This window comes from Peribacillus sp. YIM B13472 (assembly GCF_042788005.1).
Lineage (GTDB): Bacteria > Bacillota > Bacilli > Bacillales > DSM-1321 > Peribacillus > Peribacillus simplex_E.
Genome location: NZ_JBHZPG010000023.1, coordinates 20,739 through 32,948, shown reverse-complemented (window position 1 = coordinate 32,948; position 12,210 = coordinate 20,739). Strand labels below are relative to the sequence as shown.

Genomic DNA, 12,210 nt, shown 5'->3' with positions numbered 1-12,210 from the left:
TCCGTACACCATGCTTTTTTTCTGTGTTTTTGCACTCAGTTACCTATATATCAAAAGTCGATATAACGGTATAATTTCGTTTTTTGTAATGATCAACCAAAGCTCAATGTAAATTGGTAGAAGAATGAAATACTCTAAAATATCTGTAGGAATATAAGTATGTTAGTATAATGATGGGTTAGTACATATTAAAGTCTTAAGGATTAATTAATATTTCCAAGCTATCATAATAGAAAAATTAAGGGAGCGTATTCATGAAACTATTAAGAAGCACGAAGGCATATATTTGGGCAGGGAGCATTTTAATCATTGCCGGGATCATGGCATTTGCGATGATCTCGTCCACGGATAAGACGATGGCGAGCATCGATGGCGAGAAAATCAATAAGGATGATCTGTATGATGCGCTTGTTGCGGGGTACGGAGCAGATACTTTAGACCTGTTAATTACGAATAAATTGGTTGAATTGGAAGCGGAAAAAGCGGGAATTAAAATAAAGGATGAAGAAATCCAGAAAGAAATCGATACCATGGTTAAGTCCTATGGTGATGAAAAGTCGTTAAAAGAGCAATTAAAAGCAAGCGGTTCTTCCATGGATGCCTTAAAAAAGGACATCGTGGTTTATCTGCAAACGAAAAAACTGGTCGAACCGAGAATTACCGTGACGGACGATGAAATCAGTACGTATTTTGAAGATAATAAAGATACATTTGATCAAGCTGAACAAGTGGAGGCTAGTCATATTTTAGTCGAAGACGAAAAAACGGCTGAAAAAGTTGCGAAAGAAATTGCAGAAGGCGGTGATTTCGCTAAATTGGCAGCTGAATATTCCACTGATATACAAACAGCGGATAACGGTGGAAGCCTGGGGTATTTTGGGAAAGGTGATATGGTGGCAGAGTTTGAAGATGTTGCCTTTGATCTTGATATAAATAAAGTCAGTGATCCCGTCAAAACCGATTATGGATACCATATCATAAAAGTTACCGGTAAGAAGGAAGCAAAAAAAGCTAATTTAGAAGACAGTAAAGATGTAATTAAAGAAACGCTTCTTTCTGAAAAATTACAAGAGGAATATCCCGTTTGGTTAGCTGAAGTGAAAAAAGACCATGAGATAACGAATAAATTAGAGGGTTCTAACTAAGGTCATCAAGTGAAATGATATATGAAAAAACAAAAGGGTTGCGGAAAATGTACCTTTCATCAAATGATGTTCCCGAACCAATTGACCCAAAGCAACACCTTCAACTCCATAGGTATGGTTCTGTCTGAATTTTATACAGAGTTGATTGGAGAGGAAGGTACGAGACTCCTGCGGGAAAAGCGTGTCTAGGGGAGACCCCGCAGGCGCAAGCCGAGGAGGCTCCAAGACCACCCGCGGAAAGCGGGTGCCTGTAGCGGAAATCAACATCCAAATTGTGCAGGGAAAAAACTGAAGGCCCAATCATTTAGACAGGGACCCACAGTTTGTAGACTTCAATCTAAATGTTATAACAGAGTTGATTGGAGAGGAAGGTACGAGACTCCTGCGGAAAGCGTGTCTAGGGGAGACCCCGCAAGCGCAAGCCGATGAGGCTCCACGACCGCACGCGGAAAGCGGGTGTCTGTAGCGGAAATCAACATCCAAATTGTACAGGAAAAAAACTGAAGGCCCAATCATTTAGACAGGGACCCACAGTTTGTAGACTTCAATCTAAATGTTATAACAGAGTTGATTGGAACGGAAGGTACGAGACTCCTGCGGGGAAAGCGTGTCTAGGGGAGACCCCGCAGGCGAAAGCCGATGAGGCTCCACGACCGCCCGCGGAAAGCGGGTGCCTGTAGCGGAAATCAACATCCAAATTGTACAGGAAAAAAACTGAAGGCCCAATCATTTAGACAGGGACCCACAGTTTGTAGACTTCAATCTAAATGTTATAACAGAGTTGATTGGAACGGAAGGTACGAGACTCCTGCGGGAAAAGCGCGTCTAGGGGAGACCCCGCAGGCGAAAGCCGAGGAGGCTCCCCGACCGCCCGCGGAAAGCGAGTGCCTGGAGTGGAAATCAACGTCCAAATTGTACAAGCCATAAAAATAGACAAACTCGATTTTCATCGAGTTTGTCTACAGTCTGAAGCTGAGGCATTATGCCTCAGCTTTTTTATATATTAGAAGTTGGATGAAATGGATTTTTGATTGGATAATCCCGATTTTTTAACGATTTCATCACTTTCTTTTTCACCTTTGTCATTATCGGATTTCAATGATTGTGATGGTGTTTCTTTCAGTTGTTTACCGGCAACGACCACTTTTGAACTGATGTCTTTCAATTCACTTGTTGCGTCTTTAGCTGTACCAAGGGCATCAGTGGAGATATCCTTTACTTCGGATACTTTACCCACCACGTCTTCATTAACGGTTTCATATAGTGTTTCAACGTCATTGATTGCCTCTTTAATCGTCTCCGTTGCCCCTTTGACTCCTGATACCACCTGTTCCTTCATTTCGCCTGGATTTTCCTTGACCTGTTCAATCATATTCATGGAGTTGTCTTTTAAAAGGACAGCAGAACGCTTTACTTTATTTCTTGTATTGGAGTCAAGCAAGGTCAACGCACCACCAACAAGCCCCCCAATTAGAATCCCTTTTAAGAGTTTGCTATTCGTTTGATTTTCGATAGTTGATTGAGTCATTTATATTTCCTCCTTTAGAATAGTAGATTGTTTGCTTACTTTGGGTTTTCCCTTATTTACCATAAGTTAAACTGGAAATAATAAACTATCATGGGATTGACATAATAAATAAAACAATAGTAATCTGCATATAGTTAAATGACTGAACTACTTTTGGAGGTGCAACGATGACTAATGACAGAGTTTCTGGATTGATTAATCGATATATGAGGGTTTCCTTCTATGTCAATAAGATGGGTGAGCTTTTAATAAAAGATCAGATTTGTGATGTGCTGACGAACGAACAATACTATACTTTACGGTTCATTCAACAACAGCGGTTGTGTACATCGACGGAAATCAGTGATGCCTTTTATATTAATAAAAGTGCCGTCACGTCCAACATCAACAGGCTGGAAGGCAAAGGATTGATAGAACGGGAACAGGACCTGGTTGACCGAAGGGTCTTTCACTTGAAGCTTTCCAAAGAAGGGGAAGCATTGTTACAGGAAACGGAAAATAAGATTCATAAATTGGTAGAGAGCATCATGACGAAATTCGATTATGAAGAGATTGTTAAATTCCTTGATACATATGAGAAGCTTTCACAAATTTTCATTCAAATGAAAAATGAGGAATGGGAGGAAATATAAATGAGGGGGATCATAAAGGGAAGATGGCTGGTCATCATCGTTTGGGTTGCAATTACAGCAGGATTATTGTTTGCGGCACCGAATATGGCGGAACTTGTCCGAGATAAGGGACAGCTGGATGTACCGGCAGAGTATTCCTCCGGGATGGCCAATGAGCTAATGAAAGAAATCCAGGATAAGGATGAGTCACAAGTGGCTCTCGTATTCCATGGTGATAAGAAGTTGTCTTCCTCGGAATTGAAAGAGATTGAGATAGCGATCCAAAAGCTTGAAAAGAATAAAGCAGAGCTCGGCATCAAAGAGGTCATGACCCATTTTAAAGAGCCCTCGCTAAAAGGTCAGTTGGTCTCGGAGAATGAATCGACAGTTTTGACTTCCATCACGATGGTCAAGGGGGACCGAGAAGCTAAGGACGTGATCGATGCCCTTTATAAAGAGTTGGAACAAGTGGATGTCGAGCATTATTACACAAGCAGCTGGATGATCGATGAAGATCTTAATGCCAATTCCCAAGAGGGGCTGAAGAAAACTGAAGGCATCACGGTTGTCTTCATTCTGGCTGTATTGCTGATAGTCTTCCGTTCAGTGGTGACACCGATCATTCCGTTAGTAACAGTCGGTTTCACTTATTTATGTTCACAATCCATCGTCTCATTCCTGGTGGATAAATGGGACTTTCCGATTTCGTCTTACACCCAAATATTCCTGGTAGGTATTTTATTTGGAATCGGGACTGATTATTGCATCCTGCTTCTTAGTCGTTTCAAGGAGGAGCTATCGTTACAGGAGTCCTTGCCTGAAGCGATCGTGGAGACATACCGAACTGCCGGTAAGACTGTCTTCTTCAGTGGGCTGACCGTAATGATTGGCTTTGCGGCAATCGGTTTTTCTACTTTTAAGCTCTATCAATCTGCGGCGGCCGTTGCAATAGGGGTATTCATTTTAATGATCGCCCTTTATACGATCGTTCCATTTTTCATGGCGGCTCTTGGCAAGAAGCTATTTTGGCCGGCAAAAGGGAAGCTTGAGCATAGTGAAAGTAAACTATGGGGAATTCTGGGCAACTTCTCCTTGAACCGCCCATTGTTGGCGCTTATGATCGTTGCAATCGTCTGTGTTCCCTTTTTGTTTATGTATGATGGGAAGATTTCATATAACTCCCTTGAAGAAGCGGGTGATGATGTTCCTTCCATCATGGCATTTAATATCATTTCCGATGAATTCGGGCCAGGACAATCCATGCCAACACAGATTGTCATAAAAAATGACGAGCGCATGGATTCGGAGGATTACATCGCACTTGCTGAAAAAATCAGCCAGGAAGTCGTCAAGGTGGATGAAGTCGATGTAGTTCGTTCCATGACCCGCCCGACAGGTGAACCCATTAAGGACTTATTTGTCGCGAACCAAGCCGAAACTTTGGAAAAGGGAATCGGGGAGGGAAATGAAGGCATTAAACAAATCAGTGATGGATTAAAAACGGCAGGCAGTGAGCTTTCCGATTCAGGACCTCGCTTGAAGCAAGCGACGGACGGAATAGGGGGTCTCATATCCGGCACCAATGAATTAAAGAGCGGCGTAGGTCAGGTGGAGAAGGCGTTAACAAGCATTGAAGCAGGCATTCGCGATGGGTCTTCAGGGACTGGGGACATAAAAAAAGGACTGATTGAGGTCAAGGCAAACTTGGAGGAGCTCGCCGCCGGAAGCGGACAGCTCCTCGAGGGCTATAAACAATCAGCTAATGGGTTAAGTGAGCTCACAGGGGGATACAAAGAGATTCAAACTAACCTTGCGGGCGTATCACAAAGCCTTGCTGGTTTAAATCCTTCCTTTGAGCAAATGGAAGCCACACATCCAGAATTACAGGCTGATCAGTCCTATCAAACGATCAAGCAAACGGTGCAAGGGGCACAGGGGGGCTTGGAGCCCATGGCAGCAGGCCTTTCCGAGCTCAATAGGAATCTTGGTTCAGTGTCCGGCGGTTTGAATACGGCGAATCAAAATATGGCAGAGATCGTAAAGGGCCAAACTTCTCTTGGGGAGGGCCTGAACCAATTGATTTCAGGTGTTGACACTTTACAAAAAGGTCTAAGCACCATGGCCAATGGTCAGGGGGAAGTCATAAATAACCTGTCAGGATTTAAAGGCGGCCTTACCAGCTTAAGTAATGGGCAGCAAGAGCTCCTAAATGGTTTTTCAAGCCTCGGCGGGCAACTTACCGATTTGACAGATGGCTTAAATGAAAGTGCGGATGGTCTGAATGAAGTCCATGATGGACTATCGTCCGCACAGGGTTATTTATCAGGGCTGGCAAAAACGGATAAAACGGTAACAGGCATGTACATTCCCAAAGAAGTAGTGGAAAGCGAAGAATTCGGGGAAGCATTGAACGCGTATTTATCTGAAGATGGTAAAATCATGACCATGGATGTGGTATTCAAGGCGAATCCATATTCCAATGAAGCAATCGAGCAAATCGATTCGATCGAGGCAGCCGTTGAAAGAGTAACGAAAGATACAAAGCTTGAAAACGCGCAGGTGGCGATAGGGGGAATCACAAGTACACATCATGACTTGGGCATGATATCTGAGGAGGATTTCTCGCGGACGGTCGTTTTGATGCTGTCGGGCATCGCAATCATTCTCTTTTTCATGCTGCGATCCCTGGTCATGCCGGTCTATTTGATTGTGTCGCTCGTTTTGACTTATTATACAGCGGCAGCCATTACAGAGTTGATTTTTGTAAACATTCTCGGTTATGCCGGCATCGGCTGGGCAGTTCCTTTCTTTGCTTTCGTCATCTTGATTGCTCTTGGCATTGACTATAGCATTTTCTTGATGGATCGCTTTAACGAGTGGAAAGATAAACCGGTCAAGGAAGCGATGTTACTGTCCATGAGAAAAATGGGAACGGTGATTATCTCAGCGGCTGTCATTCTGGGTGGAACCTTTGCTGCCATGATGCCAGCAGGAGTTTTATCGCTCTTGGAGATAGCCACTTTAATTTTGGTGGGGCTTGCTTTATATGCGTTTGTCATATTGCCATTGTTTATTCCAGTTATGGTTGCGACGTTTGGAAATGCGAATTGGTGGCCGTTTTTGAAGAATAAGGAATAAAGGGAAGTAACCATTGAATAAAAGAAGGCATCCGAATGGATGCCTTCTTTTATATGACTGCTTCACGATGAACATAAAAGCTTATGTATTCCTTTTTTGCTATATCGATTCATAATTGGGGGATTCTTGTTTTATATTTCGCGATGATCTTCTGATTGTGTTCATCTGCCCCTTCGATATTACTGCTCAGGAATACGGGAGGGGTCTCCCCTGATTCAATAATCGTTTGGATGACTTGCGTGAAAATCATATTGAGGAGAACGGCCCCTATCACGGTAGATCCAGAACCAAAAGATATATTATTTGATTTCAGTAATGTGTCACCTTTGGCAATATGATTGTCTATGACCAAATCAACGACATCGTGGAGGTAATGCTTCTGTTTATGCCGTGAAGGACAACTTTTTGCATACTCCGGTGATGTTAGTCCAATGACGAAGGCCCCTTTTTCTTTTGCGATAGTGGCGACATCTATGGGAACGGGATTTACGCCGGATGATGAAATGACGATACAGACATCACCAGGCCGGATATCCTCATCATGCATGAATTTCTCTGATAGGTCATTTTGCCGTTCAAGTTGGGATGACCTTGAAGCCCCCTTAAAAAGCATCAAATCTTCAACGAAAATAGGACGAATTGCGGCTAACCCACCTGCCCGGTAGAATACCTCTTCGGTCAAAATATGAGAGTGTCCGCTTCCGAATAGATGGATGATTCCATCCGACATCACCGCTTTTGAGATATGGTCCACGGATTCCTTAATTGATTGTTTTTCCTGTTCTCCCACAATTGTGAGTAAAGCCTGCACTTCTTCAAAGTATGAGTTCATATTTGTGACACCCTCCGATTACCTTTGGCAATTAAAAGACTTTAGTGATGAAAATATTCAATTTTATCTGCTTATAGTGATAGTGAACTTATACCTGTCCGCACGATATGCCGATTTAACATATTCAAGGGGAGTTCCATCCATTAGGAACGTATGCCTTTGAATGAATAATATGGGTGAGTGCTTTGGAATCGCTAAATGGGTGACTTCTAATTCAGAAGCAATCGATGATTCCAACGTTTGTGTAGCGTAGTCTATTTTAAGTTTAACGTAATTTTCTACATATTGGTAAAGAGAGAGGTTAATGATCTCTTCCGTTAATCCTTTAATTAAATTGGCAGACATGTACACGGTCTCGAGCGCCATTGGAACATCATCAGCCAACCGAATGCGTTTTATTTCATAAACGGGAGCATAAAGGGAAATGTGCAATTCACTGGCAATCTTCTTATCAGCCGGAATGATTTCAAAGCTCAGCAGCTTACTGCTTGGATTTAATCCCCTGGCTTTCATGTCCTCGGTGAAGCTGGTCAACCCATTGAGCTGCTGCTCCAATTTCTTATCGGCGACAAAGGTTCCCCTTCCTTTTTGACGGTATAAGTATCCGTCATTCACCAAATTATTTATGGCTTGCCGGACGGTCATCCGGCTAATTTCGAATTGCTCGGCATATTCACGTTCAGATGGAAGGGCATTGTGCGCTTGGAACTCACCGTTTTCTATTTGTCTTTTTATTTGTTCTTCGATTTGAAAATAAATCGGAAGAGGTGAGTTTTTATCAATCATCGAATTTCGCTCCTTTTAGGGTATTATCACTCCGGATAACGCTTTTTGGTCTGCGATAATTGTAACACTATTATGTTTTTTTAGGATAGATGCAGGGAAATCCTCGGAAATGTCACCGTGTATCAATTTCTTCAAGGTTTCGGCTTTTTCTTCACCGGATATCAGCAGCAGAACTTCTTTGCTTTTCATGATTGTTGAAATGCCCATCGTAACGGCATGTGTAGGAACTTCGTCTATGGAATCGAAATAACGTGCATTCGCTTGGCGCGTTGAATCTTCAAGTGTAACGACATGTGTACCCGATGTGAATGAAGTTCCAGGTTCATTAAAACCAATATGGCCATTTTGCCCAATACCAAGTACCTGAAGATCGATTCCCCCCACGGAATCAATCATTTCGTCATACCGTTTACATTCTCCGTTGGTATCATCGGCCGTGCCATTTGGTAGGTGAGTATGCTCTTTATTTATATTGATGTGAGTGAATAAGGAGTCATTCATATAATAATGGTAACTGTTTGGATCATTTGGTTTTAAGCCGATATACTCATCAAGATTAAAAGATGTTACATTTTCATAAGAAGTATGATTATTCACGTGATCTTCAATCAAATTATCATACATTCCTTTTGGGGTACCGCCTGTAGCAAGGCCTAATTTGATATTTGGATTCCCTTTGACTTTTCCGATCACTATTTCTGCAGCTGTCCGGCTCATTTCCATGTAGTCCTGCACTTGTATGATATTCATTAAACATTCTCCTTTTTAAAAGCTAAATTTCCTCTGCAGAACGTCATTTCAACGTCCAAGCGGTCATTCAATATTACAAGATCGGCGTCTTTGCCGACCTGGATGCTTCCTTTTCTGTCAAAAATCCGAAGCTGTTTGGCAGGGTTTTCTGCCGTCATTTTTATGATGTCAGTCATGGAACAATCGGTATATTCCAATATGTTCTTGATGGCATCGTTCATTTTCAATATACTGCCGGCTAGTGTACCGTCTGAAAGCGTTGCTTTCGTTTCGTTTACATACACAGGCTGACCACCTAAATCATAGGTTCCTTTTTCAAGCCATTTGGCACGAAGCGAGTCCGTTATCAAAATCATGCGTTCACTGGTAATTTGGTTAAATGCCAACTTCACCATTTCCGGCCTGCAGTGAATGCCGTCAGCAATAAGTTCAACATATAGCTCGTCTCGAAGATATGCAGCTCCCAAAACACCAGGTTCGCGGTGATGGAGTCCCCGCATCCCATTATAAAGATGTGTAACGTGGGTAGTGCCTGCCTGGATTGCTTCATCTATTTGGTCATATGTTGCATCTGAATGTCCAATGGAGGCGACGACGCCAGTTCCCCTTAAGTGGGCGGCTAGATTTAATCCATTTGGTTGTTCAGGAGCAAGCGTTACAAGCTTGATTTGATTTTCAGCCATTTCCTGCCACTTTTTAAATAGAGTGACATCAGGGTCAACGATATAATCCTCCGGCTGGGCTCCTTTACGGGCTGGTGAAATGAAAGGGCCTTCTAAATGAATCCCAACTATTTCAGCGTGTTCTTCAGTTTGATTTTCGATATATTTACCAGCATTAAGAAGGGCTGATTCAATGGCTTCGGTAGATTGAGTCATTGTAGTGGCCAGAAAGCTGGTGGTTCCTTCTTTGGGAAGAGTCTTTGCCATTGTGGATAATGCTTCATGTGTGGCATCCATTGCATCGGAATTGGATGCCCCGTGAATATGAATGTCGATGGCACCGGGAATTACCTGATAATCCGGTGAAAGAGTAATTACCTTGGCATCATCGTCCTGTTTGTATTGGCTGACTGGACCAACCTCGGCAATTTTTCCATCCACGACTTTAATATACCCATTTTTGTATGTTTCCTTTTCGCCATGAACTATTAGATCATTAATAATGAATGTTTTCATACATAATCTCCTTTATGAAAGTAAAACTTATGAATGAGTCATGAAATGGTCTCATATATTTTGCCCTCATTTTATCGCTTTTATCATAAGTTGTCTAGACCAGTTAGGTAGTATAAGGAATAAAAAAGATATTATTGCTTTATTTTCGGGGAATATAGTATATTTTCAAGTGAATTGGTATAGACATCTATATATTTTCTGTGCTAGTATAAGCCAAAGAAATGTTATTATATTGATAAAATGAAAACGCTTTATACTTCTTGTCATTCAGAAGAATCAATAGAAGTTAGGAACAAGGGAGATGAGTTCGATGTTGAATTTTTTACAAAAGATTGGTAAAGCTCTTATGCTACCAATTGCTGTTTTACCGGCAGCGGCTATATTGCTTCGCTTAGGACAACCGGATTTACTTGATATAGCATTTATGGCGGCTGCGGGAAAAGCGATCTTTGATAACCTTGCCATATTGTTCGCATTAGGTATTGCAATAGGATTATCTAAAGACGGTAGCGGTGCAGCGGCATTAGCTGGTCTTGTTGGTTACTTTGTTTTAACGAATGGTACACAAGCGATTAATAAAGATATCGATATGGCTGTTTTAGGCGGTATTATATCGGGTATAGTTGCAGCTCTTCTATATAATAGATACTCCGACATAAGACTCCCTGAATGGCTTGGCTTCTTTTCAGGGAAACGATTCGTCCCGATCATCACTTCGCTGGCGATGATTATACTTGCGGGAATATTCGGTTTTGTTTGGCCGCCGATCCAAGATGTAATCAATAGTGTTGGAGACTGGATTACAGGTGCCGGGGCATTGGGTGCCGGCGTATTCGGCGTATTGAATCGCTTATTGCTTCCAGTAGGATTGCATCATGTCTTGAATAGTATGGTTTGGTTCGTTTTTGGTGAATACAATGGAGCGACAGGTGATATAAATCGTTTCTTCGCAGGGGACCCGACTGCTGGGCCCTTCATGACCGGTTTTTTCCCGATCATGATGTTCGGCCTTCCAGCTGCAGCATTAGCGATGATTGCAGCTGCTAAAAAAGAGAAACGTAAATTGGTGACAGGGATGCTTGTTGGGTTAGCTTTCACTTCTTTCCTAACAGGAATCACTGAACCGATTGAATTTCTGTTCATGTTCATCGCGCCGGTGTTATATGTAATTCATGCCCTTTTAACCGGGGTCTCCCTGGCACTAGCTGTTATATTGGATATCCATCATGGGTTTGGATTCTCCGCAGGGGCCATTGATTATTTCTTGAACTTTGGTATAGCGCAAAAACCGCTATGGTTAATACCGATTGGCTTAGTATACGCGGTAGTTTACTTCGTGATATTCTATTTTGTCATCAAGATCATGGATTTAAAAACACCTGGCCGTGAAGACGATGAGGAAGTTGTGGAAGAAGAAACTATTGTGAAAACAGGGGATAAATATACCGATATGGGATCGCTTTTCATTCAAGATCTTGGCGGTAAAGAGAATATAATGCTAATTGATAACTGTGCAACGCGCTTGCGTTTACAAGTGGCCGATTCAGGAAATGTGAACGAAGCAGCCTTAAAAAGGCATGGTGCGCGCGGTGTCATGAAGTTGAATAAATCGAGTGTGCAGGTCATTGTTGGAACGAATGTTGAATTCGTTGCAAATGCAATGAAACAACTTGTCAAGAATGGCGTCGACCCAAGCAAAGTGAAAACAAGTCCAGCTGCACAAGTGGCAGAGGATAAAATGGAAGAAAACCAAGCTTTGGGTGCAAATGACTTTGTCCTTCCAATTGAAGGAACCGTTTTACCGATCGAACAAGTTCCCGATCAAGTGTTTGCCATGAAAATGATGGGGGATGGCTTTGCTATCGAGCCAGTCAACGGAAAACTAGTATCCCCAATCGATGGGGAAGTTCTAAGTATCTTCCCGACAAATCATGCACTGGGATTGAAAATGGATAATGGTCTGGAAATCCTGATCCATGTTGGCTTAGATACAGTTAAATTAAATGGCGAAGGGTTTACATCTCTTGTGCAAGAAGGTCAAAGAATAACAAAAGGAACACCTCTTTTGGAAATTGATTTAGATTTCATAAAACGGAATGCACCATCAACGGTCACTCCTATTATATTCACTAACTTACCAGAAGGAACGGCAGTGAAATTGCAAAAATCAGGGATCCAGAAACAAAAAACACCAGATATCATCCAGTTGGAAAAACTATAAAACGTATAAGAAAGGGTGTCG

Annotated in this window: 9 protein-coding genes; 4 read left to right on the top strand and 5 right to left on the bottom strand. The window is 42.2% G+C overall.

Translation table 11 applies throughout. The features are described from left to right. The first annotated feature begins 254 nt into the window (after positions 1–254). Positions 255–1,145: a peptidylprolyl isomerase gene (locus ACFX4I_RS17170; protein WP_377421958.1), complete on the top strand. Its 891-nt coding sequence runs from the start codon at positions 255–257 to the stop codon at positions 1,143–1,145. Positions 1,146–2,148: 1,003 nt separating this feature from the next. Here the strand turns inward: ACFX4I_RS17170 and ACFX4I_RS17165 are convergent. Next, positions 2,149–2,673: a YtxH domain-containing protein gene (locus ACFX4I_RS17165; protein ID WP_377421956.1), complete on the bottom strand. Its 525-nt coding sequence runs from the start codon at positions 2,671–2,673 to the stop codon at positions 2,149–2,151. A 167-nt stretch (positions 2,674–2,840) separates the two neighbouring features. On the opposite strand from ACFX4I_RS17165, the gene ACFX4I_RS17160 reads away from it, so the two are divergent. Next, the gene (locus tag ACFX4I_RS17160; RefSeq protein WP_377421954.1) at positions 2,841–3,305 is read left to right on the top strand and encodes a MarR family winged helix-turn-helix transcriptional regulator; all 465 of its coding nucleotides are present in this window, start codon (positions 2,841–2,843) and stop codon (positions 3,303–3,305) included. Next, positions 3,306–6,422: an MMPL family transporter gene (locus tag ACFX4I_RS17155; RefSeq protein WP_377421952.1), complete on the top strand. Its 3,117-nt coding sequence runs from the start codon at positions 3,306–3,308 to the stop codon at positions 6,420–6,422. A gap of 109 nt (positions 6,423–6,531) precedes the next feature. Here ACFX4I_RS17155 and ACFX4I_RS17150 read toward each other — a convergent pair whose 3' ends face one another. The 4 genes from ACFX4I_RS17150 to nagA all read right to left on the bottom strand — a co-directional run bounded on the left by ACFX4I_RS17150 (position 6,532) and on the right by nagA (position 9,968). Then, complete coding sequence (locus ACFX4I_RS17150) at positions 6,532–7,254, bottom strand: SIS domain-containing protein (protein ID WP_141994156.1); 723 nt, start codon at positions 7,252–7,254, stop codon at positions 6,532–6,534. 63 nt (positions 7,255–7,317) lie between these two features. Then, a complete protein-coding gene (locus tag ACFX4I_RS17145; RefSeq protein ID WP_098372142.1) occupies positions 7,318–8,040 on the bottom strand; it encodes a GntR family transcriptional regulator in 723 nt (240 codons plus the stop codon). A gap of 15 nt (positions 8,041–8,055) precedes the next feature. Then, positions 8,056–8,790, bottom strand: coding sequence for a glucosamine-6-phosphate deaminase (gene nagB, locus ACFX4I_RS17140; protein ID WP_377421950.1), 735 nt, complete (start codon positions 8,788–8,790; stop codon positions 8,056–8,058). After that, the gene (nagA, locus tag ACFX4I_RS17135) at positions 8,790–9,968 is read right to left on the bottom strand and encodes an N-acetylglucosamine-6-phosphate deacetylase (RefSeq protein WP_377421948.1); all 1,179 of its coding nucleotides are present in this window, start codon (positions 9,966–9,968) and stop codon (positions 8,790–8,792) included. Before nagA ends, nagB begins: the two co-directional genes overlap by 1 nt. Before the next feature lie 310 nt (positions 9,969–10,278). Here nagA and nagE point away from each other — a divergent pair, with 310 nt between their 5' ends. Then, on the top strand, positions 10,279–12,189 hold the full coding sequence (gene nagE / locus ACFX4I_RS17130) for an N-acetylglucosamine-specific PTS transporter subunit IIBC (protein WP_230301986.1): 1,911 nt from the start codon (positions 10,279–10,281) through the stop codon (positions 12,187–12,189). Positions 12,190–12,210: the final 21 nt, after the last annotated feature.

What these genes read in the sequence shown, in the direction of transcription:
- ACFX4I_RS17170 (WP_377421958.1), top strand. Translation starts at nt 255, where the DNA reads ATGAAACTATTAAGAAGCACGAAGGCATATATTTGGGCAGGGAGCATT.
- ACFX4I_RS17165 (WP_377421956.1), bottom strand. Translation starts at nt 2,673, where the DNA reads ATGACTCAATCAACTATCGAAAATCAAACGAATAGCAAACTCTTAAAA.
- ACFX4I_RS17160 (WP_377421954.1), top strand. Translation starts at nt 2,841, where the DNA reads ATGACTAATGACAGAGTTTCTGGATTGATTAATCGATATATGAGGGTT.
- ACFX4I_RS17155 (WP_377421952.1), top strand. Translation starts at nt 3,306, where the DNA reads ATGAGGGGGATCATAAAGGGAAGATGGCTGGTCATCATCGTTTGGGTT.
- ACFX4I_RS17150 (WP_141994156.1), bottom strand. Translation starts at nt 7,254, where the DNA reads ATGAACTCATACTTTGAAGAAGTGCAGGCTTTACTCACAATTGTGGGA.
- ACFX4I_RS17145 (WP_098372142.1), bottom strand. Translation starts at nt 8,040, where the DNA reads ATGATTGATAAAAACTCACCTCTTCCGATTTATTTTCAAATCGAAGAA.
- nagB (WP_377421950.1), bottom strand. Translation starts at nt 8,790, where the DNA reads ATGAATATCATACAAGTGCAGGACTACATGGAAATGAGCCGGACAGCT.
- nagA (WP_377421948.1), bottom strand. Translation starts at nt 9,968, where the DNA reads ATGAAAACATTCATTATTAATGATCTAATAGTTCATGGCGAAAAGGAA.
- nagE (WP_230301986.1), top strand. Translation starts at nt 10,279, where the DNA reads ATGTTGAATTTTTTACAAAAGATTGGTAAAGCTCTTATGCTACCAATT.